Here is a 25,585-nt window from a genome sequence, read left to right as displayed (position 1 = left end):
TTATCATCAGAATTTGAAATCCCCGGCATCCAAAAACTCTTCTATTTTATCATTCCCTGACATTTCAAGCAAATCCCATTGGGACATATTAAACACTATTTCGCCAAAATCTTTAAACGATTTCAATCCCCAGTGTTCGAGCACTTTCCTCGCCATCGGACCGAATTCCCTTTCGGCATAACCTCCCAGCGCTTTGATGAATTCCGACGCCGGCACATCTCCGGCAGAACCTATTTTCTTCCTGGCAAAAGCAAGCGCCATAATAACAAAATTGTAAGCCTCTATGCTATAAGGGTGTTTATCCCCGATATTCTGAGCTAAAATCTCTAGAAAAGCGCTTCTGGATCTCATGTCATTGAAATATAAAGGGAGGACCTGATTTTATCCGCTGTTTTTTCCATTTCACCTTTATCATAGGTTTCATGCGGCCAGCCGAAATTAAGATTGTCCCCTTCAACTCTGGGAATCAGATGAAAATGGACATGGTCAACAACCTGTCCGGCCGCAGGCCTGTTGCACTGATGAACATTTATTCCGTCGCAACACAGTGCTTTGAACATAGCACCCGTTACTTTTTTAACAGTCAGTATAACATCCTTTAAATCTTCTTCGGGTATATCCGTCAATATCTCTCCATGCTTCTTAGGTATAATAAGCACATGTCCTTTGCGCGCGGGCATTATATCCATAAAGGCAAGAGACCTGCCCGAATCATATATATTAACCGAAGGTATTTTGTTGCCGACTATTTTACAGAATACGCATTCCTGCATTTGCGCTCTCCTGTTCAGTTTTTGATACGTTCTTTCCCGGCCAGCCTCCAGTGCCAGGCAAAAAAAGCCGATGCGATTATCAAATACAGCGCCGACCTTACAAGCTTCGTTTTTTCCGTATTCCTCTTTACTCCCAGCAGGCTGTTATAGTCGCCTTTCCTCATGTCCGTTATCTGCTCTTCCGTATAGCTTTTAAGTTTCTTCTCGTTCCACTTTTCAGTATATCCTTTATTGCTCATGTACTGTTTCTGCTCATACTCGGAAACAGCCATTTCCGGATTAATCAATTTGACGGCTCCGAAAAGGACTTCATGCAGGTTCACTATTATAAATAATATTGATATCAGACATACAAGCAAAGCATAAATTTCCAAAACCGTTTTTTTCATAGTCGTATTCCCCCTGCGATTCAATTCATACTGTACATTCTTTCATACCTGTCTTTATCGCCCTTCGAAAAATTTTTTTTCGCCGACAGCTGTATATCGCTGATTCTGCCCTTTCCTTTTTCTATCAAAATCTTCATACCCGCCATTATTTCGGCCGCGCGCTCGCCATGCAGTTTTTTCGATTGGCTGATATCCGCATCGCTCACACCGCTGAACTTCGATATCAGTTTTTCGTTTTCCGAAAGTATTTTTTCATGCTGAAGCAGCGTATAAGCCACCTCGGCAGACCCTTTCAGTATATCAATAAAATCCGCGAATTCGGACTCTTCCGTATCCCTGTTATTGCCGTTCAGGGCCAGACGGGCGTATTTTACCGCATTATTCAGGTGTTCTATAAGATCCCCCAGCTTTTTCATCCGGAAATCCAGGGGTTTGTTTGGAAACGCGGCTCCGGACATCTCCCTGACATGATAAAAATACTTATCTCTCAAGGCAAGATAAACCGCGCGGTTCAATGTATTGCTTTCTTTAGCCATTTCTATTTAATTTTACTCCTAAAGGTAACAACAATAAACAAAAAAACCCCGTTCCTTAAAGGGCGGGGTTTTTTATGATAAAAAGGTATTTCGCGCTACTTTGCTTTCGGTTTCGGCTTTGGTTTTGGTTTTGAAACTTTTTTATCCTTATCTTTTTTATCCGTTCCCGCAACCGGCTGAAAATCTATAAGCTCGACAATAGCAAGAGGAGCTGCGTCACCCCGCCTGTAAGTTGTTTTAATTACTTTTGAATAACCGCCTTTCCTGTTCTCAAAATGTTTCGCTATCTCGGAAAAAAGCTTTTTGACGGCTTTTTTGTTATTGAGTATTGAAACAGCCGTTCTTCTGGCATGAAGCGTCTGTTTTTTAGCGACAGTAATTATTTTGTCGGCCTGTTTTACAAGCTGTTTTGCCTTTACTTCTGTGGTTTTGATTCTCCCGTGATTTATAAGCTGGCACAAAAGATTGGAGAATACCGACTTCCTGTGCGCCGCCTGCATATTCAGCTTATTTGATTTCTTTTTACCGTGCTGCATAATTTCCGCTCCTATACATTTATTTCTGTTCTTCGGGCTCTGTTTCTGTCTTCATGCCGAGAGAAAGGTTGAGCTCTTTAAGAACAGCCTTTATTTCATTAAGTGACTTTTTGCCGAAATTCCGCTGCTTGAGAAGTTCTGTTTCAGTCATTGAGACCAATTCTCCGATACTGTTTATGCTGGCATTCCTCAGGCAGTTGGTAGACCTTACCGATAATTCTATTTCACTGATAGGCATATTCAGTTTTTTCTTATTGCCTTCTTCCTCTTTCTTTTCGGTCTTGTCTTCCTCTTCAAACTCTACATAATTATCATCATAGTTCACAAAGACATCGAGATGCGCCCTGAGAATAGCGGATGACTGTTTTAACGCTTCCTCGGGCAACAGCCGTCCGTCCGTCCAGATTTCAACTATCAGCTTATCGTAGTCGGTCATCTGTCCCACCCTTGTATTCTCCACTGAATATTTAACCTTCTTAACCGGAGAAAATATGGAATCCATCGGAATATATCCTATGGGCTGTCCTTTTTTCTTGTTATTTTCCGCAAGGCGGTATCCCCTGCCGATTTCAACATCCATTTCAACAGCTAATTTGCCGCCTTTCTCAAGTGTGGCAATGTGAAGATCGGAATTCAGCACGGTTACTGTGCCGTCAGTCTTGATATCGCCGGCTTTCACTTCACCTTCCTTTGATACGTTAAGCGACATTTTTTTATGTTCCCGCGAATCGGAAACAAGCAGGATTTTCTTGATGTTCAACAAAATCTGCGCAACGTCTTCTATAACACCTTTCATTGTTGAAAATTCATGCTCGACCCCTTCAATCTTTACAGCGGTAACGGCAATCCCTTCCAGAGAGGACAACAGCACCCTTCTCAGGGAGTTGCCTATGGTATATCCATATCCCCTTTCAAAGGGTTCTGCGATGAATTTCGCATAATAATTAGTCGCAGACTGTTCTTCTTTTTTAAGCCTGTTCGGCATCTCAAATCTTCCCAACTTAACTGACATTTTAGCCTCCGTGAAAATTTATGTAACTTTACTTGGAATAAAGCTCAACAATTAATTGTTCATTTATAGCAACAGGGATTTCTTCCCTTTTTGGCATATGTTTAATCTTAAATTCAAAAGAACCCAGATTCCTCTCTAAATAAGACATATCGGGAAGTTTGTCTTTGTTCTCTTCCGCAAAAGCGGCAAAGGTCGGTTTGCTGCGGCTTTTTTCTTTCAGTTTAACCGTCTGTCCTTCTTTTACCTGGAAAGAAGGAATGTCAACTTTCCTGCCGTCCACAACAAAATGCCCGTGACGGACCATCTGCCTGGCGGCTGCTATGCTGGGGGCAAAGCCCGCCCTGTAAACAAGGTTATCCAATCTTGTTTCAAGCAGCAGAAGAAGGTTATATCCTGTTTTTCCGCTCATCCTGGCCGCCTTCTGGAAATATTTTCTGAATTGTTTTTCCAGAAGTCCGAAGATGAAACGTAATTTCTGTTTTTCAAGCATCATCACCCCATACTCGGATAACTTTCTCTGCCTTTTCATAGATCCGTGCTGGCCCGGAGGTGAATTCCTTTTGTGAACGGGGCATTTTACGGAACCGCACAATGCTTCTCCCACTCTTCTGCATATTTTGTGTTTCGAACCGAGGTACCTTCCCATTAAAATATCTCCTTGCTGATTTTTGCTTCTAACATATATCCCTTTAAACCCTTCTTCTCTTGGGCGGCCTGCATCCGTTATGAGGTATGGGGGTTAAATCCCTTATAAGCGTAATTTCGAACCCGATTGCCTGAAGAGCCCTGATTGCAGATTCCCTGCCTGCTCCGGGTCCCTTAACCCTTACCTCTAATTCTCTCACACCGAAATCCCGGGCTCTCTGCCCCGCCTGCTCGGCGACAACCTGTGCCGCAAAAGCAGTGCTTTTTCTTGACCCCGCAAAACCCACTTTTCCCGCGCTTGCCCAGGAAAGCACTTTCCCGCCCATATCGGTGATGGAGACTATTGTATTATTAAAAGTCGCCTGAATATGCGCAATTCCGGCAGGCACGCTTCTGGTCGCTTTTTTTGGTGCCGCTTTTTTAGAACTTCCTTTGCCTGACATCTTCGCCATAATTGTTTCTCCTTAGAGTTTCAAATATTATTTAAGAGCCGCGGTTTTCTTCTTTCCCGCAATGGTTTTTCTCGGGCCTTTTCTGGTCCTGGCATTTGTTCTTGTTCTCTGCCCTCTCACAGGAAGTCCTTTCCTGTGCCGCAAGCCCCTGTAAGCCCCTACGGCCATGAGTCTTTTTATGTTGGCGGCAACTTCTCTCCGCAAATCACCTTCAACCCTGACGCTCGCCTGGATAATACCCGCTATCCTGCTTACTTCCTCGTCGGAAAGGTCTTTTGCTCTTTTGCTTTCATCTATTCTGGCATCTCTCAATATCTTTGATGCCGTTGCCTTCCCTACACCGTAGATATAAGTAAGGGCGATTACTATTCTTTTTTCTTTGGGAACATCAACTCCTGCAATTCTTGGCACATCTTCCTCCTTCTAAAAAATTTTAACTTCTGTCTCAGCGCTTGGAAACCAAGTATATGAGACAGGACACGCTACCCCTGTCTTTGCCTGTGTTTTGGGTTTGTGCATATTACATGAACAACCCCTTTACGGCGCACAATTTTACATTTTTCACAACGTCTTTTAACTGCCGATCTAACTTTCATATCTCAATCCTCTGTCTTTTTATGCTTATTAAAATGTTATTCTTCAGACAGCGCTGTTATCTTACTTCTGCCGGAAGGTAATCCTTCCCTTAGTAAGGTCGTACGGGGACATCTCAACCTGAACCCTGTCCCCGGGAAGTATCCTTATAAAATGCATCCTCATCTTACCGGAAATATGGGCCAGTATTGCATGCCCGTTTGCAAGCTTTACCCTGAACATCGTATTGGGCAAAACTTCCGATACAACACCGTCAACTTTAATCGATTCCTCTTTTGTCACAACAGCACCTTCTCACCTTGTAAGAATTTCGGGTTTCCCTTCCGTAATAACAATTGTATCCTCAAAATGAGCAGAGGGTTTTCTGTCAATCGTTACTACCGTCCAGTTATCTTTAAGCACTTCAACTTCAAAAGAACCCATATTGACCATCGGCTCAATCGCAAATACCATTCCCTTTTCAAGCCCGGGACCTGTATCAGGTATCCCGAAATTGGGGATTTGAGGGTCTTCATGCATTTTCTGCCCTATACCGTGGCCTACAAAATCCCTCACAACCGTATAGCCGTATTTTTTAACATATTGCTCGACAGAACTGGAAATATCAAAAAGCTTATTTTGCACAACAGCTCTGCTTATTGCAATATCCAGAGATTCTTTTGTAACCCTGACAAGCTTCTCTAATTCCCCGCTGATGTGTCCGACCGGGTACGTGCGGGCGGCGTCGGAATAAAAACTTTCGTAGATAGCCCCGACATCAACACTGACAATATCCCCTTCATTAAGAATTTTCTTCGAAGAAGGTATCCCGTGCACAACTTCTTCATTGACAGAAACGCACAATGTCGCCGGAAATCCTTTATAACCCTTGAAAGCCGGCCTGACGCCGCGTTTCAAAAGGAATTCTTCCGATATCACATCCAGTTCGCCTGTCGTTATCCCCGGTTTTATCCTCTGCCTAAGAATTTCAAAGAGCTCGGCTAATATTTTTCCGCCGTACTTTATCTTTTCAACTTGTTCGGGGGTTTTTATAACTATCATTAAAAACTCGCGTTATTTTTTCCCTAATCTCTGCAGGATCAGGGCATATGTATCATCCCGTGACAAGTCCGCGTTAACTTCCGCCAGAATTTTCCTGGCTTTATAATAATTGATAAGACCTTCCGTCTCTTTCCTGTACACTTCAAGCCTGCGCAGGACCGTTTGTTCCGTATCATCGGACCTCTGGTATAGAATTCCGCCGCATTTATCGCAAATGCCTTCCTTTTTGGGATGCATATTAACTACATGATAAACAGCCCCGCAGCTTTTGCAGATTCTTCTGCCCGTAAGCCTTTTGATGACCACATCTTTCGAAACATTAAGGTAAATGACTTTGTCGATACTCATATTTCTGGAAACAAGCTCTTTGTCGAGCATCCCGGCCTGGGATTCATTTCTGGGAAAACCGTCAAGCAGAAAACCCCGCTCATTTTTAATCCCCTCTACGGCCCCGACCAGCAGCTTCATCACAACCGCGTCAGGCACCAGGCTTCCTTTATCCATATAGCTTTTGGCTTCAAGCCCCGCGGGAGAAGCCTTTTTTAATTCTTCTCTCAGCAAATCGCCGGTGGAAATATGCTTAATCCCGAAATCCACGGTAAGCATTTCCGAATGAGTCCCTTTCCCCGCGCCGGGCGCCCCTAATAAAATTATATTCACAGCTAAATTCTGCCTTTCAATCTTCCTTTTTTCACAAAACCTTCATAATGCCTCATAATCAGATGCGATTCCACCTGTCTCATAGTATCAAGCATTACGCCCACAATAATCAAAAGCCCCGTTCCGCCGAAAAACTGCGATATCCTGAAATCCACATTAAATATTTTACCGATTATCTGGGGCATTATGGCAATCAGCGTTATTGCTAAAGCTCCCACAAAAGTAACTTTAACCATTACATTTTCCAGATATTCGGAAGTCGGTTTTCCGGGCCTTATGCCCGGGACAAAACCTCCGTACTTTTTAAGATCATCCGATATCTGGATAGGATTAAACTGCATCGCTGTCCAGAAAAAGCTAAACGCAATGATAAGCAGCGCATATAAAAATGTATAGAAAGTGCTGCCATATGAAAGCCAGGCGCTTATCCATGTAAAAAATTTAATGTTTGTCATTTGCCCTAACGTCTGGGGAAACATTAAAATACTCGACGCGAAAATTATCGGTATAACTCCCGCCTGGCCCACTCTCAAAGGAAGAAAACTTGCCTGCCCGCCATATACTTTCCTTCCCACAATCCTTTTCGCATATTGTACGGGTATCTTTCTCTGCCCCTGAGAAACAGCGACAACGCCGGCAACGACTCCCACCATCAGGACAACAAGAACAAGCATGGAAATAACGGATAACTGCCCGCTGATAAGCTGGTCTTTAGCCAGGAAAAGAGCCGACGGCAGTCTTGAAAGAATGCCTATAGTAATGATAAGAGATATGCCGTTTCCTATGCCGCGCTCCGTTATTTGTTCCCCTATCCACATCAGGAAAGCCGTTCCTGCGGTCAGCGTTATCATTGTTACAAGCCGGAACCCAAGTCCCGCATTCGTTACTATACCGGGTATCTGCTGGTTATTCAGCGCAATAAGCATACCGCTTATCATAAATCCCTGGAACATCCCGAGCACAACTGTCCCGTACCTCGTATACTGTGTAAGTTTTTTTCTGCCGAGCTCGCCCTCTTTTGCAAGCTTTTCAAGATAAGGCACAGCCGCAATAAGAAGCTGCAGAATGATTGAGGCGCTGATATAGGGCATTATTCCCAGTGCAAAGACTGTGCATTGTGAAAGAGAACCTCCGCTGAACAGATCCATGAGCCCGAAAATGGTTCCCTGCTGTTTTGCAAACCAATCTGCAAGCAGCTTCCCGTTTATTCCCGGAACGGGAACATAAGTCCCCACCCTGCATATTGCAAGGAGCCCAAGCGTAAACAATATCCTTTTTCTCAGCTCGGGTATTTTAAAAATATTTTTAAACGCATCTAACATCGGCTACCTCTGGCTTACATATTCTGAATTATTTTTTAATTATTTCTATTTTCCCTTTTGATTCTTCGATTTTTTTCCCGGCGGAACCGCTGAAAGCATGGGCTTTTATGTTAAGCGATTTTTTTATTTCTCCATCCCCCAGAATCTTAACTCTTGAATTACTCTTTTTAATCAATCCTTTTTCAAGCAATTCAGCGGGAGAAACCGAAGCTCCGTCACTAAATACATCCAACTGCCTCAGGTTAACAACTTCAAAGAATATTTTGAAATTTTTATTATTGAAGCCCCTTTTGGGAATCCTTCTTGTAAGCGGCATCTGCCCGCCTTCGAAACCCGGGCGCACATTCCCGCTTGTCCTCGCCCTTTGTCCTTTATGGCCCCTGCCTGCCGTTCCGCCCGTTCCGGAACCGCTGCCTCTTCCCCTTCTTGCGGGTTTTTTCCTGGCGCCGGGATTATTTTTAAGATTTTGAAGCCCCATCATTCAACTCCTCTTTGTCTTTTCACTTCATTCATATCCCTCAAGGCAGAAAGCGCTTTAAGGGTTGCTTTTACAACGTTAATCGCATTGCTTGAACCTAATGATTTCGTTAATACATCCTTAATGCCCGCAGATTCAATAACAGCCCTCACGGCGTTACCGGCAATAACTCCTGTTCCGGGGGCCGCGGGTTTTAATAACACTTTACCGCCTTTGAATACGCCTATAATCTCGTGGGGTATGGTATCCTTATAAAAAGAAACGGGGTTCATGCTTTTCTTCGCTTTTTCAATTCCTTTTTTTATGGCTTCCGCGACTTCATTGGCTTTCCCCAATCCACAGCCTACCTGCCCGTTCCCATCTCCCACGACAACTAACGCGCTGAAACCGAAACGGCGTCCCCCTTTTACAACTTTTGCCGTCCTGTTTATATAAACGACTTTTTCGTGGAAGGGACTTTCATTTCCCTCTCCAAATCTTCTCCCAGAACCTGCTTTATTCTTTTCAGCCATTTGTTTCCTCCGATTAAAACTTCAGTCCGCCTTCGCGGGCACCTTCACTAAAAGCTTTGACGCGGCCATGATATTTGTATCCGGCCCTGTCGAAAACAACTTTTTCAATTTTCTTCTCTTTTGCCATACCGGCAAGTAATTTCCCCAGTTTTTTGGCAGCCTCTACGCTGCCGCCTTTGCCTCCAAAATTTTTGGATGCGGTCGTTGCTCCGGCTATCGACACGCCTGCCGTATCATCTATGAGCTGGGCCGATATATTCTTAGAGCTTCTGAATATGCAAAGCCTCGGGCAATCCGGAACGCCAATCAGTTTTTTCCTTATTCTTTTATGTCTTCTTTCTTTTTGAGCCGTTTTTTCTTTCATTCTCTATTTCCTTTTTATACTGATAGATATTATTTTACCGTTTTGCCGGCTTTCCTTCTTACGTGCTCATCCTGGTATTTGATGCCTTTGCCCTGGTAAGGCTCCGCAGGTGAAAAATCCCTTATAGTCGCCGCAACATGGCCGACCATATGTTTATCCGGCCCGGAAACAGTAATAAGATTTTTTTCCACCTTCACTTCCACTCCGTCGGGAGCTTTATAATTAATCGGATGCGAAAAACCAAGCTGAAGATTTAAATTCCCGCCCTGGAGGGCTGCCCTGTAGCCGACTCCGCTTATTTCCAGAACTTTTTTATAACCCTGCACCACGCCCTGGATCATATTTGCTATGACAGCCCGGCTAAGTCCGTGCAGAGCCCTGTGCTGTCTTGAATCCGATTTTCTCGTAACCAGCACCTTTTTATCTTCGACCTTTGCTTCAATATCTGCGGGCATATTATGCGTCAAAGAAGCTTTTGCTCCCTTAACTATTACCTGTCTTCCTTTGACTTCAACGCTGACACCGCCCGGAATTTCTATCGGCTTTTTGCCTACCCTCGACATCTGTTTCTCCTTCTTTATTAACCAGTATTAAGCTTTTACCAAATATAACAGAGGACTTCTCCCCCGATGTTTGCTTTTCTCGCTTCCCCGTCCGTCATGATCCCTTTCGAAGTCGAAAGCACCGCGATTCCGATGCCCTGATAAACTTTCGGGATTTTCGCTATACTGCTGTATTTCCTCAAACCCGGCTTGCTTATCCGTTTAAGTCCCACGATAACCGGCTTGTTATCGGATGTATATTTAAGGAAAACACGGATGACTCCCTGTTTTTTATCGTCAAGAACCTTAAACGTTTTTACAAACCCCTGTTCTTTCATCACCCTTGCTACTTCTGCTTTAAGTTTTGAAGCAGGCATATCTACACTTTCTTTCCGCGCTTTACTCGCATTTCTGATGCGGGTCAGCATATCGGCAATAGGATCGCTAAAAGCCATACATTCTCTCCTTATTCTTGCTCAAAAATATTAATGCGTTACCAGCTGGATTTTGTAACACCGGGTATAATACCCTGCCCAGCAAGTTCTCTGAAACAGATTCTGCATATCCCAAATTTGCGCATGTAACCGCGCGGCCTCCCGCAGCGGCTGCAGCGAAAATGTTGCCTGACCTTGAATTTCGGTTTTCTTTTTGCGCTTTCGATTTTACACTTCTTTGCCACAGAAATTCTCCTTCGGTTACTTGCCTTTGCTGAAGGGCATTCCAAACGCCAAAAGCAATTCTTTAGCCTCTTCATCTTTTTTTGCCGTAGTTACGAAAGTTATATCCATTCCCTGCACCCTTGTAACTTTATCGGGATTGACCTCGGGGAATATCAACTGTTCCTGAATCCCGAATGTATAATTGCCTTTGCCGTCAAACGATTCCAGAGGCACCCCCCTGAAGTCTCTCACCCTCGGCAAAGCGATGCTTATAAGTCTGTCCATAAATTCATACATCATGTTTCCCCTGAGCGTAACCTTGCATCCTATGGGTATATCTTTCCTGAGCTTAAAGCCCGCTATGCTCTTTTTGGATTTTGTAAGCAGGGGTTTCTGCCCGGCGATAAGCGCCAGTTCAGCGGCGGCGTCCTGGACCACTTTCTTATCCTTTGTCCCTTCTCCGATTCCCATATTGATTACAATCTTTTCTATTTTGGGCGCCTGGAGGATATTTTTATACCCAAACTTTTCTTTCAAATAAGGTGCTATTTCTTTCTTATACTTTTCTTTTAACCTTGCCATACTTAATCTCCGTTATGCTTTATCGAAAACTTCTCCGCATTTTTTACAGACCCGTGTTTTTGTGCCGTCTTTCCTTATTTCATTTTTAGTTTTGACGCCCTTCTTACAGGACGGGCAATACAACAGCACATTGGAAGCGCTTATAGACCCTTCCTTCTGCACTATTCCGCCCTGCTGGTTGTCTCTCGAGGGCTTGGTGTGTTTTTTCCTGAAATTCAAGCCTTCAACAATTATCCGTCCTCTTCCGCACAAAATTCTCAATACTTTCCCTGTCTTGCCGCTGTTCGCGCCCGACATAATCTGCACAACATCATTTTTCTTAACATGTAATCCAGCCATTTGATTGCTCCTGATATCCATTTTTATAGCACCTCAGGCGCTAACGAAACGATTTTCATATAATTTCTCTCTCTTAATTCCCTGGCGATAGGGCCGAAAATCCTTGTCCCTCTCGGGTTTTTCTGATCATCAATAATCACCGCGGCATTTGAATCAAATCTGAGGACCGAACCGTCATTGCGCTTAACCCCTTTTCTCGTCCTTACAATAACAGCTTTTATAATCTCTCCTTTTTTCACGGCGGCGCCGGGAATGGCTTCCTTGACGGAAGCTACTATCACATCCCCTATGTTTGCGTATCTGCGCTTGGAGCCGCCCAAAACTTTAATGCAACCGATCCTTTTTGCTCCTGTATTATCCGCAACATCTAATATTGAATTCATCTGAATCATAGTTTTTACTCCACAAATTTATTATCAAACAATCATTAATACTTATATATGCACCGGGCCGGATTACTGCCCTTCAATAACTGCTTTTTTTAAAACTTCGGAAACGCGCCATCTTTTCAGCTTGCTGACGGGCGAAGTCTCGATTATCTTTACGGTATCGCCGATTTTCGCCACCTGCTTTTCATCGTGGGCATAATATTTCTTATGTTTCCTGATAACCTTTTCATACTCAGGATGACGAAGGACTCTTGTAACTTTTACAACAACCGTTTTTGCCATTTTATCGCTGATTACCTCGCCAATCCTTGTTTTCCGACGCGGTCTTTCTACGCTTTTTTTCATTAATTAATTCCCCTTACTTTTTCCGGTAATCTCTTCTTTTATGGTAAGCATACGTGCTATATCTTTTCTCAGGTGCTTAATCCTGTCCGGTTTCTCAATCTGGCCGAGCTTCGCCTGAACCCCTAAATTAAAAAGTTCCTGCTTCGATTCGGACAGTTTTTTCTCAATCTCTTCTTCCGTTAACTCTCTTATTTCCTTTGCTTTCATTATCTACCCCGTTAAAATTATTATATTTCTCTTCTTGAAATAAATCTTGTCTTTATAGGCAGTTTGCTGGCAGCCAATCTCATAGCTTCCTGCGCCGTCGCTTCAGGAACGCCATCTATTTCAAAAAGAATTCTGCCGGGACAAACTCGGCATACCCAGCCTTCAACTGCGCCTTTTCCCTTGCCCATTCTCACTTCCGCGGGTTTCTTGGTTATCGGTTTGTCGGGAAATATGCGTATCCACACTTTTCCTTTTCTTTTTACAAACCTTGTGAGAGCAACCCTCGAAGCCTCTATATGAATATTTGAAATCCATGCCCTTTCAAGCGCCTGAACTCCGTATTCTCCGAAATTTATTTCATTCCCGCCTTTGGAGAGGCCTTTCATCTTGCCTTTTTGCATTTTCCTGTGTTTGACCCTTTTAGGCATTAACGGCATTTTTTGCCTCCTTGTTCTTTGCGGAAATTTCTTTCTCTCCCTTGCATATCCAGACTTTCACGCCGATGGTGCCGTATGTCGTATTTGCTTCCGCAAATCCATAATCAATGTCAGACCTTAGCGTATGAAGAGGAATCTTCCCTTCCTTATAACCCTCGGAACGCGCGATTTCATTCCCGCCAAGTCTTCCGGAACAGAGTATCTTTATCCCTTCCGCGCTGTTGTCCATGGCAAGGCTCACGGCTTTCTTCATAGCCCTTTTATGAGATATTCTCTTTTCAATCTGCCCGGCTATGTTTTCCGCAACAAGCTGCGAATTAATTGCGGGGGTTTTCACCTCTTTTATCTCCACCTTGACTTCCTTTTTTGTAATGGCGATAAGCTGTTCTTTCAGTTTATCAATCTCCGCGCCTTTTCTCCCGATGACAAGTCCGGGGCGGGCCGCGTGCAGTGTAACCGTAACAACATTTCCGCTTCTTTCTATATCAATACGGGGAATTCCGGCAAAAGAAAGTTTCCCTTTAATATAGCTCCTTATTCCCAGATCTTCCTTAAGGTATTCTTTAAATTTTTTCTTATCGGCATACCATTTGGATCGCCAGTCTTTTGTAACCATTACCCTGAAACCTATAGGGTTTACTTTTTGTCCCACATTTACCTCCCGGAATTACTTCTTTCGTTTCGACGATATTTTTTTTGCTTTCTTTTTTGTCACATCCCCAGAAGAAGCTGACTCTCCTTTAGAAGCAACTGTAATATATATATGGCTGGTACGTTTGCGAATTCTGGTAGCCCGGCCGTGAGCTCTCGGGATAAATCTTCTTAATATCGGGCCTTCGGTCGCATATGCCTCTTTAACATGAATTTCCGCGCCGGCGGATTTATCTTCCTTTGATTTAAGATTGGCAATTGCCGATTTAAGCGTTTTTTCTATTTCTTTGGCGGCTTTTTTCGCCGAAAAAGAAAGGCTTGCAACGGCTTCTTCGACTTTCTTCCCTCTGATGATGTCGAGTAAAGGCTTTGCCTTCCTGACAGAAACCCTGACGTATTTTGTTATAGCTTTAGCTTCCATTTATAAAAACTCCCTTTTCTTCCCCGGCTATTTCTTTGATTTTTGTCCGGCATCTGCAGCAGGCGCTGCCTCTTTAGCCGCAGGCGCTTGCGGAGTCGCTCCTCCCGCCGCGGGAGCCGCTCCGGCCGCCGCAACAGGCGCCATTCCTTCTTTCAGTTCAGCAGTACCTTTTTCACCGCCGTGCTTTTTAAACGTTCTCGTCGGAGCAAACTCCCCGAGTTTATGCCCGACCATGTTCTCCGTAATAAAAACCGGCAGGAATTTTTTGCCGTTGTGCACGGAAAATGTAATTCCTACAAAATCAGGCGCGATTACCGATCTTCTTGACCAGGTTTTTATCGGCTTCCTGTCTCCTGTTCTCTTAGCCTTTACAACCTTATCCATTAATTTCTGCTCGATATAAGGTCCTTTTTTAAGTGATCTAGCCATTTATCCAATCTCCATTTTTACTTCTTTTTCCTGGGTTTTATAATATACCAGGAATCTTTTCTTTTAGAACGTGTTTTATATCCTTTTGTCGGCATTCCCCACGGGCTTACCGGATGAGGATTGCCCTGCGGCGCTTTACCTTCTCCTCCGCCGTGCGGATGGTCGACAGGGTTCATAGCAACGCCTCTTACGGTAGGACGAATCCCAAGCCATCTGGAACGCCCGGCTTTTCCAACCGTTAAATTCGAATGCTCAAGATTCGAGAGCTGGCCGATAGTCGCCCTGCAACCGAGAGGTATCAGCCTGACTTCGCCCGAAGGAAGCTTTATATGCGCGAATCCGCTTTCCTTCGCCATCAGTTCGGCGCTTCCGCCGGCGCTCCTGACCAGTTTGCCCCCGCAATGCTCTTTAAGTTCGATATTATGAATATTCATTCCCAGCGGGATATCTTTTAACGGCAGGCAATTGCCGATTTGAATTTCAGCATTGGAGCCGGACATCACCTCATCATTAACTTTTAAGCCGTTCGGGGCGACAATATACCTTTTTTCCCCGTCCTTATAAACGACCAACGCGATCCTCGTGGATCTGTTCGGGTCATATTCAATGGAAGCGACCCTGGCTGGAACCCCGTCCTTATCTCTTTTAAAGTCTATGAAACGGTACATCCTTTTGTGTCCGCCGCCGTGATGCCGCACTGAAATAGAGCCCGCGTTGTTTCTGCCGCCGGTTTTCTTTATTGCCGAAAGAAGATTTCTTTCCGGTTTATTCCTCGTTATATCCTCAGAAGAGGAAACCGTCATGAATCTTGTTCCGGGCGTAATCGGTTTAAATTTCTTTATAGCCATTTCTTTATCACCTCATCAATCTTTATACAAATTCGATTTTGTCGCCTTCCTTAAGAGTAACAATCGCTTTTACCCAATCGGATGTAAGACCTTGTTTATACCTGACCCTTTTTTTCTTGCCGTGCACTTTCATTTTGTTTACATCTGTAACTTTAACTTTAAACATTTTCTCAACTGCCTGCCTGATTTCAAGTTTATTTGCAGTTTTATCGACTCTAAAATAATATTTTCCCTTTTCTGCCTGGGCGGAACCTTTTTCTGTGATTACAGGACTCTTTATGATTTTATATAAATCTCTCATTTCAACCCTCTTTTAAATCAATTAAACTTTTCTTCTATTTCTTTAACAGCATCTTTATCGATAATAAGTTTCTTATAATATAGAACATCATATGTATTAAGACTGTTCGCGACAACCGCTGTCACTTTCGGCATATTTCTCACAGCCATTTTGAACTCATTGTTCAGCTCTTTCAAAACTATCAGGGCATTCTCCCCCGCATTGATATTATCCAGAAAAACCTTTATTTCTTTGGTTTTAGGAGCAGGGATGCTGATTTTGTCGACTATTATAACCCCGCCTGTTTTAAATCTTTCCGCAATAGCCGATTTCAGGGCTTTCTGCTGTTCTTTTTTATTAAGCCTCAAAAAATAATCTCTCGGCCTGGGCCCAAACGCGACTCCGCCTCCCACTCTTGTAGGAGAGCCCGCGGTTCCGGCTCTCGCTCTTCCCGTCCCTTTCTGCTTGTATAACTTGATGCCTGAACGGTTTACTTCCGCGCGGGTTTTGGTGCACGCATTGCCGCTTCTTCTCCCGGCAAGCTGTTTTACCACCGCATCGTGAACGAGCTGGCCCGCATATTTGAAGCCCTCGATTTTTTCAGGAATGCTGAAATCACCCACTTTTTTACCTTTAACACTCAAAACATCTATTTTTCCCATTTAAAAAACCTCGCCTGTAAAATTAATTGCTTACTGCTTTTTCTTAATCTTCACCGATTTTCTAATCCTGACAAGGCCGTTATCCCATCCCGGGACCGCGCCTTTCACAAGCATAATATTCTGTTCGGGCCTGATATCAACAACTTCCAGGTTTAACATGGTAACTCTGGTGTTACCCATCTGCCCGGCAAGTTTTCTACCCTTGTAAACTCTTGAAGGTGTCGCGTGTGCGCCTATGGAACCCGGGCCTCTCTTGCTTTCATGCGTTCCATGAGAACCTTTGTGCCCGTGAAAATGATGCCTTTTCATTACCCCGGCAAAACCTTTTCCGATGGAAGTGCCGGTAAGGTCAACGTGATCGCCTTTCTTGAATATATCCACTTTTATTTCCTGCCCGACTTTAAAACTCTTTTCTTCCCCGTCCTGAAGCCTGCATTCGCCCAAAAATTTCCTGAACTCCAGGCTGGATTTCTTGAAATGCCCGCGCAGCGGTTTGGTCACATGTTTTTCTTTCACGCCGCCAAATCCAATCTGGATGGCCGAATACTTATCTTTATCAGACGTTTTAACCTGCACAACCACACAAGGCCCCACCTCCAGAACCGTAACGGGCAGAATATCGCCCTTGGGTGAAAAAACCTGTGTCATTCCGATTTTCTTGCCAAACAATGAAATACCCATTGTAATATCTCCAACTTTTTACTTATTTATTCCGGCGCTTTCTCAGCTTTTGATATTAATATCCACGCCGGCGGGAAGATTAAGCTTTTTAAGCTCATCCACCGTCTTGGCGCTCGGGTTAACGATATCAAGAAGCCTCTGGTGCGTCCTTGTCTCAAACTGTTCCCGCGATTTTTTGTCAATATGCGGAGAACGAAGCACTGTATATTTTTCAATCCTGGTGGGCAAAGGAATAGGGCCCGAAACAGAAGCTCCCGTCCTTTTCGCCACTTCAACTATTTCCTGAGCAGATTGATCAAGGACCTTATGATCGTATGCCTTTAACTTAATTCTGATTCTTTGTCCTTCCACGTTAAGTTTTCTCCCTTATTCGATAATCTCGGTTACTCTGCCGGCTCCTACTGTTCTTCCGCCTTCTCTTATAGCGAATCTCAGTGTCTTCTCCATCGCTATCGGGCATATTAAATCTATCTGCATCTGTACGTTGTCTCCGGGCATGCACATCTCCGCCTTATTCCCGTCTTTGCCTATCAGTTCGTTTACTATCCCCGTCACATCTGTCGTGCGGAAGTAGAACTGGGGCCTGTACCCGGCGAAGAACGGCGTGTGCCTGCCGCCTTCATCCTTTGTAAGAACATATACTTCAGCCTTGAACTTCCTGTGCGGCGTGATCGATCCCGGTTTTGCAAGTACCTGTCCTCTTTCCAGATGTTCCTTGTCAACTCCTCTTAACAGCAACCCTACGTTGTCTCCCGCCTGACCCTGGTCAAGTTCTTTGCGGAACATCTCAACCCCGGTCACAACTGTCTTCATCGTAGGTTTTATCCCGACTATTTCTATCTCGTCGCTTACTTTTACTATGCCTCTCTCAACCCTGCCTGTACCCACTGTACCTCTGCCGGTTATCGAAAATACGTCTTCTATCGGCATCAGGAACGGTTTCTCGATCTCTCTCTGCGGTTCGGGTATGTAATCGTCAAGCGCTTTTACAAGATCCAGTATAGGTTTCGCATCAGGGCTGTCGGCATTAGGCGATGCTATCGCTTTTGTCGCGCTCCCCCTTATTACAGGTATCTTATCTCCCGGAAACTCGTATTTGTTCAGAAGTTCTCTTACTTCAAGTTCTACCAGGTCAAGCAGCTCAGGGTCGTCTACCATGTCGCATTTGTTCATAAACACTACTATATAAGGTACGCCTACCTGTCTCGCAAGCAGGATATGTTCTCTGGTCTGCGGCATGGGCCCGTCTACCGCGCTCACTACCAGTATCGCCCCGTCCATCTGGGCCGCTCCCGTTATCATGTTCTTTACGTAATCCGCGTGCCCGGGACAGTCAACATGGGCATAGTGCCGTTTCTCAGATGAATATTCAACATGCGATGTCGATATCGTAAGGATCTTTGTCGCGTCTCTTCTTCCCTGCGACTCCGATGCCTTCGCTATCTCGTCATAGCTTATGAATTTGCTCAACCCTTTCTGTTCAAGTACCTTCGTCAATGCCGCTGTCAACGTAGTCTTGCCATGGTCTACATGCCCTATCGTACCTACGTTTACGTGCGGTTTCGTCCTCTCAAATTTCTCTTTTGCCATATTAAATCCTCCTACTCAAGAATTTTCTCTGCTATATTTTTGGGCACCTTTTCAAAATGTGACGGTTCCATTGAATAACTTGCCCTTCCCCTCGTAATAGATCTTATCACCGTTGCGTATCCGAACATTTCAGCAAGAGGCACATCGGCCAGAATAATCTTGGCATTGCCTTTTGTTTCCATTTCTTTGACCTTGCCTCTCCTGGAATTTAAATCTCCTATAACATCTCCCATGAATTCTTCGGGAGTTGTAACCTCAACTTTCATCACCGGCTCAAGCAGAACCGGATCTGCTTTTCTCATAGCTTCTTTAAATGCGATCGAACCTGCCATCTTAAATGCCAACTCCGAAGAATCAACTTCATGAAAAGAGCCGTCAATAAGAGATATTTTAACATCTACAACCGGATACCCGCCGAGCACACCTGTCAAAGCCGCTTCTTTTATCCCTGAATGAACCGCAGGAATATATTCTCTGGGTATTGTTCCGCCTACAATCTTATCCTCGAACTCAATCCCTTTGCCCTGCTGGACAGGCTCAATGGTTATTACAGCATGTCCGTATTGTCCCCTTCCTCCGGACTGCCTTATGAACTTACCCTCTGCCTCCCGCGGCACCTGAATTGTCTCTCTGTACGCAACCTGGGGTTTTCCTACGCTTGCATCAACTTTGAATTCCCTGAGCATCCTGTCTTTAATAATGTCAAGATGAAGCTCTCCCATCCCCGAAATTATGGTTTGCCCTGTATCAGGGTCCGATTTAACCTTGAAAGTCGGGTCTTCTTCCTGAAGCCGCTGCAAAGCTATCTGAAGCTTATCCCTGTCAGCTTTTGTTTTAGGTTCTATCGCCATGGAAATAACCGGTTCGGGAAACACCATGGATTCAAGTATTATCGGATGATCTTCATCCGAGAGAGTATCCCCTGTACCCGTTTCCCTGAGCCCGACACCCGCGGCAATATCCCCCGCAACTACTTCATCTATATCTTCCCTGTCATTTGCATGCATATGGAGCAGCCTTCCGACTCTCTCTCTTTTCCCGTTCGAAGAATTGTAAATATAAGACCCTTTCTTAAACGAACCGGAGTAAACTCTGAAATATGTAAGTTTGCCGACATAAGGGTCGCTCACAACCTTAAACGCCAAAGCTGAGAACGGTTCATTTTTATCGGGTTTTCTTGTTTCTTCCTGCCCGGCGTCAGGATTATCGCCTTTTACAGGCAGCACATCCAGCGGGGAAGGAAGATAATCAACAATCGCGTCAATAAGCCTTTGAACCCCTTTATTTTTAAAAGAGGCTCCGCAAAGGACAGGAACTACAAGGTTGTCCAGAGTAGCTTTTCTCAGGACATCTTTTACTTCCTTCTCTTCAATCGGCTTTCCTTCCACATATTTTTCAAGGATCATATCATCTTCATCGGCAAGCGCTTCGAAAAGCTTTTCGCGGTATTCTTCCGCCTGCTGCCTGTATTCCTCCGGTATTTCTTCGATTTCCACCGTGGCCCCTTTGTCGTCTCCCTTATTTACAATCATCTTCATAATCACTAAATCGATTATACCTCTGAATTGGTCCTCTGCTCCGACAGGAAGTTGAATGGGCACGGCGTTAGCTCCAAGCCTTTCTCTCATTCGCGCAACAGCGGTGAAAAAATCAGCTCCTGTCCTGTCCATCTTGTTGATAAAGGCTATTCTCGGTATATTATATTTATTTGCCTGGCGCCATACTGTTTCCGACTGGGGCTCAACACCGCCCACGGCGCAAAAGACAGCTACCGCGCCATCTAAAACTCTCAAAGATCTTTCAACTTCAACGGTAAAATCAACATGCCCGGGAGTATCAATAATATTAATTTGATGTTCCTTCCAATAAGTCGTGGTCGCAGCTGATGTTATCGTTATTCCTCTTTCCTGCTCCTGCTCCATCCAATCCATAGTGGCGGTTCCTTCATGGACTTCACCGAGTTTATAGGTTTTACCGGTATAAAACAGTATCCTTTCGGTCGTAGTGGTTTTCCCGGCATCTATGTGAGCCATGATACCAATATTCCTTAATTTTTCTAACGATACTTTCTTTGCCACTATTTAAACTCCCGAAAATTCTATATTTTGTCTTTTCATATTTAAATTGCACAAAAATATTCAACCTGGTTTCGAATTTTTATACTCGAATTCCGAATTTTTCCGCGCCTACCACTTGTAATGCGCAAATGCTTTATTGGCTTCAGCCATTTTGTGCGTATCTTCTTTCTTTTTAACGGCAGAACCCGCATTATTAAACGCGTCAAGAAGCTCGCCGGCCAACCTCTGCGCTATAGGCCCGCCTTTTTTAGTTCTGGCAAAGCCGACAATCCATCTGAACGCAAGCGCCGTCCTTCTGTCCGGGCTGACATCAACGGGAACCTGATAAGTCGCTCCGCCGACTCTTCTCGAACGGACTTCAAGAACAGGCTTAACATTATCTATAGCTTTTTTTAAAGCCTCAAGAGAATCTTTCGAGCCTGATTTCTCTTTCAGGATTTCCATAGCGTTATATACAGCCGATTCGGCTATGCTCTTTTTTCCCTGCAGCATAAGACAGTTTATAAAACGGCCTACCAGCTCGCTGCCAAATTTTTCATCTCTTGCTTTTATTCTTTTTGTGGCCCTGCGCCTTCTTGCCATTGTTTACCTCTCTGTTTTTCCTGTTATCTTTTTACTTCCCGCATCCTTCGTCCTGCGTCCCGGCAAAGCGGACGTCTTTCGTAATTATTTAGGCATCTTCGCGCCGTATTTTGACCGCGACTGCTTTCTCCCCTCAACCCCGAGAGTATCAAGCGTGCCTCTCACTATATGATATCTGACACCGGGAAGATCTTTTACTCTTCCCCCTCTTATAAGCACAATCGAATGTTCCTGCAGGTTGTGTCCGACGCCCGGGATATAAGCGGTAACTTCCATACCGTTTGTCAGCCTTACCCTGGCAATCTTCCTCAACGCAGAGTTAGGTTTTTTAGGCGTCTGTGTTTTTACCTGAAGACAGACACCTCTTTTAAAAGGACAGCCGTTAAGAGCGGGCGTCTTTTTCTTTTTCACAACTTTGCTTCTTTTTTTCCTTATCAACTGATTAATCGTCGGCATCTATCTCTCCCTTACTTTTCTTCCAAGCTGCTTTCACTCAATTCTGCTTCGCCTTCTTCAACTATTTTCCCCACTTCTACCGACGCGAACGTTTTAAACCCTGTCCCCGCAGGTATGAGATGCCCCATAATAACATTTTCTTTAAAGCCTCTCAGTTCATCCTGTTTCCCGCTCGCCGCGGCATCTGTAAGAACCCTCGTTGTCTCCTGGAAAGAGGCCGCTGAAATAAAACTCTCCGTTCCCAGAGAAGCTTTGGTTATTCCGAGCAGAAGAGGTGAAGCTGAAGCAGGGCGCATCTTTCTGCTTTTAACTTCGGCATTGATTTCCTCGAATTTAATCTTATCCACCTGTTCTCCTATAAGGAGTTCGGTATCACCCGGATCCGTAATCTTGATTTTCTTCAGCATCTGCCTTACTATAACCTCAATATGTTTATTATTAATCTCAACTCCCTGTAGCCTGTAAACTTCCTGCACCTGGTTCACAAGATATTCCTGCAGTTCTTTTGTCCCGCATACCTGAAGTATTTCCTGGGGTATAACAGGCCCGTCAGTCAACTGCTCGCCTTTTTTGATCCTGTCTCCTTTATATACCATGAGATGTTTCCCGAGAGGGACAAGATGTTCTTCCGTATTTCCCGTGACCTCGTCTTTTATAATGACTTTTCTTCTTCCCTTTACCGTGCCGGCAAGTTCGACAATACCGTCAATCTTCGCGATATCGGCGGAATCTTTGGGCCTTCTGGCTTCAAATAATTCGGCAACCCTGGGAAGACCTCCCGTAATATCTTTGGTCTTGGCAAATTTTCTGGGCGTTTTCGCAAGAAGCGCGCCTTCCACGACTTTCTGGTTGTTCTTTACGACTATATGCGCGCCGGCGGGAATTGAATAATAACCCTTTACTTCATCGCCGCCCGCGCCCCTGATAAGTATCTGCGGATGCAGTTCTTCCCTGTGCTCGATAATAACCGTGCCTGTCAGGCCTGTCGATTCATCCAGCTCTTTTTTCATGGTCTGGCCTTCTATGATATCGACAAATTCAACTGTCCCGGCAAACTCCGTGATAATCGGCGCGCTGTAAGGGTCCCACTGGATGAATTTTTCGCCTTTTTTGACTTTTCCGCCTTCGGGAATGCTTATAACGGATCCAAACTCTACTGTATGTTTATCAAGTTCCCTTCCTTCTTCATTGTGTATTCCTACTGTCCCGTTTTTGCTGAGCGCAATCAAATTCCCGTCGGCCAACTTGACTGTTTTCACATCAGTGTACCTGACTATACCGTTGAACTTTGACACTATTTCGGGCTTTTTGAACACCTGGCTTGCCGTGCCTCCGATATGGAAAGTCCTCATAGTCAACTGTGTTCCCGGTTCCCCGATTGACTGGGCCGCAATGATGCCGACTGATTCGCCCAATTTGACATTTTTCTGGTTTGCAAGGTTTCTGCCGTAACATTTTACGCAAATACCTTCACGCGTTTCGCAGGTAAGAACCGAGCGGATATTAACCTGCTGTATCCCAACCCGTATAATTTCTTCGGCTTTTTCATTTGTTACTTCCTCGCCGGCTTTAACTATAACGCGTTTTGAATTCCCCGGATCCAAAATATCTTCATTGGCAAAACGTCCGCTTATCTGTTCTTTCAGCGAAACAATTTCATCTTCGCCTTCATAAATAGCCTTGACCGCTATCCCGTTCAGCGTGCCGCAATCATCTTCGGTTACTATTACATCCTGCGCAACGTCAACAAGCCTTCTCGTCAGATAGCCGGAATCCGCCGTTTTGAGAGCTGTATCGGCAAGGCCCTTTCTCGCCCCGTGAGTAGAAATAAAGTACTCAAGAACGGAAAGCCCTTCCCTGAAATTGGAAATAATCGGTTCTTCGATGATTTCTCCGGACGGCTTGGCCATAAGTCCTCTCATCCCCGCAAGCTGTCTTATCTGCTGTCTGGAACCTCTTGCTCCGGAATCCACCATAATATAAATAGGGTTAAGTTCTTCTTTCCCCTCATTTTCTTTCATTCCCCTGTACATATCTTCGGATATCTGGTCGGTTACATGGGTCCATATGTCAACAATCTTGTTATATCTTTCTCCGTCTGTAATGCTTCCGTTTTTACGCTGTTTCTCAACGGCTTTCACTTCAGCATGGGCATCTTCTATTATTTTTTTCTTGGATTCAGGGACCTTCATATCCACCATTCCGATGGATATCCCCGCTTTCGTGGCAATCGAGAAACCGAGGTCTTTAAGCCTGTCAAGCGTCTCGACTGTTTTCTGGTGGCCGGCGATTTTATAGCATTCGTCAATGATTTTGCTTATCTTTTTCTTGTCTATAACCTGATTGACATATCCAAGTTCGTCGGGAAGAATGTCGTTGAATAAAACTCTTCCGACGGTCGTATCTCTGAGTTCGCCCCTGATAAATATCTTTATGCTTGTGTGTATATTGATCATACCCAGGTCAAACGCCATCATAACTTCTTCGACAGAACTCATCAGATGCTGTTTTCTGTCTTCTTTTCTGAAAGGGTCGCAGGTAATATAATAAAGTCCGAGTGTGATATCCTGAGTCGGTGTCGCTATCGGTTTCCCGCTCGAAGGCGAGAAAATATTGTTGGGCGCAAGCATCAGGACACGGGTTTCAAGCTGGGCTTCGGTCGAAAGAGGCACGTGAACAGCCATCTGGTCTCCGTCGAAGTCGGCATTAAACGCGGTACATACCAGCGGGTGAATCCTAATCGCTTTTCCTTCTATCAGTATGGGCTCGAAAGCCTGAATGCCAAGCCTGTGAAGAGTAGGCGCCCTGTTCAAAAGGATAGGATGGTCTTTTGTAACGTCTTCAAGTATATCCCACACCTCCGGCGCTTCTCTCTCTATCATCTTTTTCCCGCTCTTGATGGTGTGGATATGCCCCATCTCCTTCAGCCTCTTGATGATAAAGGGTTCGAAAAGTTCAAGGGCCATCTTTTTAGGCAAACCGCACTGATGGAGTTTAAGTTCCGGCCCGACGACAATAACTGAACGGCCGGAATAATCCACTCTTTTACCGAGAAGATTCTGTCTGAACCTGCCCTGTTTTCCTTTAAGCATATCGCTCAGCGATTTTAACGGCCTGTTTCCCGCGCCTACAACAGGACGGCCGTGACGGCCGTTATCGAAGAGGGCGTCAACTGCTTCCTGAAGCATTCTTTTTTCGTTGCGCACGATTACTTCGGGAGTTTTCATCTCAAGAATATTTTTAAGCCTGTTGTTACGGTTAATCACCCTCCTGTACAGGTCATTAAGGTCGGAAGTGGCAAACCTTCCCCCGTCGAGAGGGACAAGAGGCCTTAAATCTGGCGGCAGAACAGGGATAACATCGAGCACCATCCATTCCGGTCTTATCGACGCTTTTCTGAAACCTTCTATAACTTTCAATCTCTTCGAATATTTTTTCTGGGCCTGCTTGGATTTTGACTTATGCATTTTTTCGTGCAAATCGTCCGCAAGCGCATCCAGGTTTTCTGTCCTTAAAAGCTCTTTTATGGCTTCGGCTCCCATTTTAGCCACAAAATTCCTGCCGTACTTATCAAGCGCTTCTCTGTATGCTTCATCGCTTAAAAGCTGTTTTTTCTCAAGCGGGGTGTCTCCGGCATCCAGGACTATATAGTCTTCATAATATAAAACCCTTTCGAGCGTCCTTGTTGAGAGCCCGAGAACGTTTCCTATGCGGCTCGGCATCGTCTTGAAAAACCAGATGTGAGATACGGGCACCGCAAGTTCTATATGTCCTATTCTTTCACGCCTTACTTTGGAAAGAGTTACCTCTACTCCGCAGCGGTCGCAGATAATCCCTTTGTGTTTTATTCTCTTGTATTTTCCGCAGTTACATTCCCAGTCGCGCGTCGGCCCGAATATTCTTTCACAGAATAATCCGCCGCGCTCAGGTTTAAAAGTCCTGTAATTAATGGTCTCGGGGTTTTTAACTTCTCCCTTAGACCACGACCTGATGACTTCAGGCGAAGCAACTTTTATCTGAACCTTGTCAAAGGGTGTTTTTACTTCAAACCCCAATAAACTTTTCGCAGTTTCAACTGTCAAAGTCTCCTCCT

Annotated in this window: 38 protein-coding genes and 1 pseudogene; all 39 read right to left on the bottom strand. The window is 44.6% G+C overall.

The features are described from left to right. Positions 1 to 6: 6 nt before the first annotated feature. A complete protein-coding gene (locus M0R36_05035; GenBank protein MCK9555160.1) occupies positions 7 to 351 on the bottom strand; it encodes a hypothetical protein in 345 nt (114 codons plus the stop codon). After that, on the bottom strand, positions 348 to 773 hold the full coding sequence (locus M0R36_05030; GenBank protein MCK9555159.1) for an HIT family protein: 426 nt from the start codon (positions 771 to 773) through the stop codon (positions 348 to 350). The genes M0R36_05035 and M0R36_05030 overlap by 4 nt, the downstream gene beginning before the upstream one ends. Positions 774 to 787: 14 nt before the next feature. Continuing rightward, a complete protein-coding gene (locus M0R36_05025; protein MCK9555158.1) occupies positions 788 to 1,162 on the bottom strand; it encodes a hypothetical protein in 375 nt (124 codons plus the stop codon). Positions 1,163 to 1,182: 20 nt separating this feature from the next. Further along, positions 1,183 to 1,698 (bottom strand): hypothetical protein, encoded by a 516-nt coding sequence (locus tag M0R36_05020; protein MCK9555157.1) that lies wholly within the window; start codon positions 1,696 to 1,698, stop codon positions 1,183 to 1,185. Positions 1,699 to 1,793: 95 nt separating this feature from the next. Beyond that, the gene (gene rplQ / locus M0R36_05015) at positions 1,794 to 2,234 is read right to left on the bottom strand and encodes a 50S ribosomal protein L17 (protein ID MCK9555156.1); all 441 of its coding nucleotides are present in this window, start codon (positions 2,232 to 2,234) and stop codon (positions 1,794 to 1,796) included. Positions 2,235 to 2,253: 19 nt separating this feature from the next. Beyond that, on the bottom strand, positions 2,254 to 3,219 hold the full coding sequence (locus M0R36_05010) for a DNA-directed RNA polymerase subunit alpha (protein ID MCK9555155.1): 966 nt from the start codon (positions 3,217 to 3,219) through the stop codon (positions 2,254 to 2,256). A 55-nt stretch (positions 3,220 to 3,274) separates the two neighbouring features. Then, the gene (gene rpsD / locus M0R36_05005) at positions 3,275 to 3,892 is read right to left on the bottom strand and encodes a 30S ribosomal protein S4 (protein ID MCK9555154.1); all 618 of its coding nucleotides are present in this window, start codon (positions 3,890 to 3,892) and stop codon (positions 3,275 to 3,277) included. 43 nt (positions 3,893 to 3,935) lie between these two features. After that, on the bottom strand, positions 3,936 to 4,334 hold the full coding sequence (gene rpsK, locus M0R36_05000; GenBank protein ID MCK9555153.1) for a 30S ribosomal protein S11: 399 nt from the start codon (positions 4,332 to 4,334) through the stop codon (positions 3,936 to 3,938). Positions 4,335 to 4,370: 36 nt separating this feature from the next. After that, a complete protein-coding gene (gene rpsM, locus M0R36_04995) occupies positions 4,371 to 4,754 on the bottom strand; it encodes a 30S ribosomal protein S13 (GenBank protein ID MCK9555152.1) in 384 nt (127 codons plus the stop codon). Positions 4,755 to 4,825: 71 nt separating this feature from the next. Then, the gene (gene rpmJ, locus M0R36_04990; GenBank protein ID MCK9555151.1) at positions 4,826 to 4,939 is read right to left on the bottom strand and encodes a 50S ribosomal protein L36; all 114 of its coding nucleotides are present in this window, start codon (positions 4,937 to 4,939) and stop codon (positions 4,826 to 4,828) included. Positions 4,940 to 5,000: 61 nt separating this feature from the next. After that, positions 5,001 to 5,219, bottom strand: a complete 219-nt coding sequence (gene infA, locus M0R36_04985; GenBank protein MCK9555150.1) for a translation initiation factor IF-1 — start codon at positions 5,217 to 5,219, stop codon at positions 5,001 to 5,003. 12 nt (positions 5,220 to 5,231) lie between these two features. Next, positions 5,232 to 5,978, bottom strand: coding sequence for a type I methionyl aminopeptidase (gene map, locus M0R36_04980; GenBank protein ID MCK9555149.1), 747 nt, complete (start codon positions 5,976 to 5,978; stop codon positions 5,232 to 5,234). Positions 5,979 to 5,990: 12 nt separating this feature from the next. Continuing rightward, positions 5,991 to 6,638: an adenylate kinase gene (locus tag M0R36_04975; protein ID MCK9555148.1), complete on the bottom strand. Its 648-nt coding sequence runs from the start codon at positions 6,636 to 6,638 to the stop codon at positions 5,991 to 5,993. A 2-nt stretch (positions 6,639 to 6,640) separates the two neighbouring features. Further along, positions 6,641 to 7,960, bottom strand: a complete 1,320-nt coding sequence (gene secY / locus M0R36_04970) for a preprotein translocase subunit SecY (protein ID MCK9555147.1) — start codon at positions 7,958 to 7,960, stop codon at positions 6,641 to 6,643. Positions 7,961 to 7,988: 28 nt separating this feature from the next. Then, entirely contained in the window at positions 7,989 to 8,438 is a 450-nt protein-coding gene (gene rplO, locus M0R36_04965) for a 50S ribosomal protein L15 (protein ID MCK9555146.1), read from the bottom strand. Continuing rightward, positions 8,438 to 8,950, bottom strand: a complete 513-nt coding sequence (rpsE, locus tag M0R36_04960) for a 30S ribosomal protein S5 (GenBank protein ID MCK9555145.1) — start codon at positions 8,948 to 8,950, stop codon at positions 8,438 to 8,440. The genes rplO and rpsE overlap by 1 nt, the downstream gene beginning before the upstream one ends. A gap of 13 nt (positions 8,951 to 8,963) precedes the next feature. Next, entirely contained in the window at positions 8,964 to 9,314 is a 351-nt protein-coding gene (gene rplR, locus M0R36_04955) for a 50S ribosomal protein L18 (protein ID MCK9555144.1), read from the bottom strand. A 29-nt stretch (positions 9,315 to 9,343) separates the two neighbouring features. Next, entirely contained in the window at positions 9,344 to 9,877 is a 534-nt protein-coding gene (gene rplF, locus M0R36_04950; GenBank protein MCK9555143.1) for a 50S ribosomal protein L6, read from the bottom strand. A 35-nt stretch (positions 9,878 to 9,912) separates the two neighbouring features. Next, on the bottom strand, positions 9,913 to 10,311 hold the full coding sequence (gene rpsH / locus M0R36_04945) for a 30S ribosomal protein S8 (protein MCK9555142.1): 399 nt from the start codon (positions 10,309 to 10,311) through the stop codon (positions 9,913 to 9,915). Between the two features lie 38 nt (positions 10,312 to 10,349). Further along, positions 10,350 to 10,535, bottom strand: a complete 186-nt coding sequence (locus M0R36_04940; protein MCK9555141.1) for a type Z 30S ribosomal protein S14 — start codon at positions 10,533 to 10,535, stop codon at positions 10,350 to 10,352. A gap of 16 nt (positions 10,536 to 10,551) precedes the next feature. Continuing rightward, on the bottom strand, positions 10,552 to 11,097 hold the full coding sequence (gene rplE / locus M0R36_04935) for a 50S ribosomal protein L5 (protein ID MCK9555140.1): 546 nt from the start codon (positions 11,095 to 11,097) through the stop codon (positions 10,552 to 10,554). 12 nt (positions 11,098 to 11,109) lie between these two features. After that, positions 11,110 to 11,436, bottom strand: coding sequence for a 50S ribosomal protein L24 (gene rplX, locus M0R36_04930; protein MCK9555139.1), 327 nt, complete (start codon positions 11,434 to 11,436; stop codon positions 11,110 to 11,112). A gap of 23 nt (positions 11,437 to 11,459) precedes the next feature. Continuing rightward, positions 11,460 to 11,828, bottom strand: a complete 369-nt coding sequence (rplN, locus tag M0R36_04925) for a 50S ribosomal protein L14 (GenBank protein ID MCK9555138.1) — start codon at positions 11,826 to 11,828, stop codon at positions 11,460 to 11,462. A 63-nt stretch (positions 11,829 to 11,891) separates the two neighbouring features. After that, positions 11,892 to 12,170 carry a 30S ribosomal protein S17 gene (gene rpsQ, locus M0R36_04920; GenBank protein ID MCK9555137.1) on the bottom strand — a complete coding sequence of 93 codons (279 nt, stop codon included), beginning with the start codon at positions 12,168 to 12,170 and terminating at the stop codon, positions 11,892 to 11,894. 3 nt (positions 12,171 to 12,173) lie between these two features. After that, on the bottom strand, positions 12,174 to 12,377 hold the full coding sequence (rpmC, locus tag M0R36_04915) for a 50S ribosomal protein L29 (GenBank protein MCK9555136.1): 204 nt from the start codon (positions 12,375 to 12,377) through the stop codon (positions 12,174 to 12,176). Positions 12,378 to 12,397: 20 nt separating this feature from the next. After that, positions 12,398 to 12,814: a 50S ribosomal protein L16 gene (gene rplP, locus M0R36_04910; GenBank protein ID MCK9555135.1), complete on the bottom strand. Its 417-nt coding sequence runs from the start codon at positions 12,812 to 12,814 to the stop codon at positions 12,398 to 12,400. Further along, positions 12,798 to 13,466, bottom strand: coding sequence for a 30S ribosomal protein S3 (gene rpsC, locus M0R36_04905; protein MCK9555134.1), 669 nt, complete (start codon positions 13,464 to 13,466; stop codon positions 12,798 to 12,800). The genes rplP and rpsC overlap by 17 nt, the downstream gene beginning before the upstream one ends. 15 nt (positions 13,467 to 13,481) lie before the next feature. Next, positions 13,482 to 13,886, bottom strand: a complete 405-nt coding sequence (gene rplV, locus M0R36_04900) for a 50S ribosomal protein L22 (GenBank protein ID MCK9555133.1) — start codon at positions 13,884 to 13,886, stop codon at positions 13,482 to 13,484. Positions 13,887 to 14,066: 180 nt separating this feature from the next. Beyond that, a pseudogene (gene rpsS, locus M0R36_04895) lies at positions 14,067 to 14,315 on the bottom strand (30S ribosomal protein S19). 17 nt (positions 14,316 to 14,332) lie between these two features. Continuing rightward, a complete protein-coding gene (rplB, locus tag M0R36_04890; GenBank protein MCK9555132.1) occupies positions 14,333 to 15,163 on the bottom strand; it encodes a 50S ribosomal protein L2 in 831 nt (276 codons plus the stop codon). Between the two features lie 22 nt (positions 15,164 to 15,185). Then, a complete protein-coding gene (rplW, locus tag M0R36_04885; GenBank protein ID MCK9555131.1) occupies positions 15,186 to 15,464 on the bottom strand; it encodes a 50S ribosomal protein L23 in 279 nt (92 codons plus the stop codon). A 17-nt stretch (positions 15,465 to 15,481) separates the two neighbouring features. Continuing rightward, entirely contained in the window at positions 15,482 to 16,105 is a 624-nt protein-coding gene (gene rplD / locus M0R36_04880) for a 50S ribosomal protein L4 (protein MCK9555130.1), read from the bottom strand. A gap of 30 nt (positions 16,106 to 16,135) precedes the next feature. Further along, entirely contained in the window at positions 16,136 to 16,786 is a 651-nt protein-coding gene (rplC, locus tag M0R36_04875) for a 50S ribosomal protein L3 (protein MCK9555129.1), read from the bottom strand. 42 nt (positions 16,787 to 16,828) lie between these two features. Beyond that, positions 16,829 to 17,137 carry a 30S ribosomal protein S10 gene (gene rpsJ / locus M0R36_04870; GenBank protein ID MCK9555128.1) on the bottom strand — a complete coding sequence of 103 codons (309 nt, stop codon included), beginning with the start codon at positions 17,135 to 17,137 and terminating at the stop codon, positions 16,829 to 16,831. 15 nt (positions 17,138 to 17,152) lie between these two features. Beyond that, the gene (gene tuf, locus M0R36_04865; protein MCK9555127.1) at positions 17,153 to 18,376 is read right to left on the bottom strand and encodes an elongation factor Tu; all 1,224 of its coding nucleotides are present in this window, start codon (positions 18,374 to 18,376) and stop codon (positions 17,153 to 17,155) included. Between the two features lie 11 nt (positions 18,377 to 18,387). Beyond that, complete coding sequence (fusA, locus tag M0R36_04860; protein MCK9555126.1) at positions 18,388 to 20,454, bottom strand: elongation factor G; 2,067 nt, start codon at positions 20,452 to 20,454, stop codon at positions 18,388 to 18,390. A gap of 108 nt (positions 20,455 to 20,562) precedes the next feature. Continuing rightward, the gene (gene rpsG, locus M0R36_04855; protein ID MCK9555125.1) at positions 20,563 to 21,036 is read right to left on the bottom strand and encodes a 30S ribosomal protein S7; all 474 of its coding nucleotides are present in this window, start codon (positions 21,034 to 21,036) and stop codon (positions 20,563 to 20,565) included. Between the two features lie 84 nt (positions 21,037 to 21,120). Next, the gene (gene rpsL, locus M0R36_04850; protein ID MCK9555124.1) at positions 21,121 to 21,492 is read right to left on the bottom strand and encodes a 30S ribosomal protein S12; all 372 of its coding nucleotides are present in this window, start codon (positions 21,490 to 21,492) and stop codon (positions 21,121 to 21,123) included. An 11-nt stretch (positions 21,493 to 21,503) separates the two neighbouring features. Beyond that, positions 21,504 to 25,574 (bottom strand): DNA-directed RNA polymerase subunit beta', encoded by a 4,071-nt coding sequence (gene rpoC / locus M0R36_04845; protein MCK9555123.1) that lies wholly within the window; start codon positions 25,572 to 25,574, stop codon positions 21,504 to 21,506. Between the last annotated feature and the right edge of the window lie 11 nt (positions 25,575 to 25,585).

Source organism: bacterium (assembly GCA_023228325.1).
In the GTDB taxonomy this organism is placed as follows: Bacteria; Auribacterota; UBA6266; order UBA6266; family UBA6266; genus UBA6266.
The sequence above is the reverse complement of the archived record's forward strand: the minus strand, read 5'-3'. Positions and strand labels throughout refer to the sequence as shown.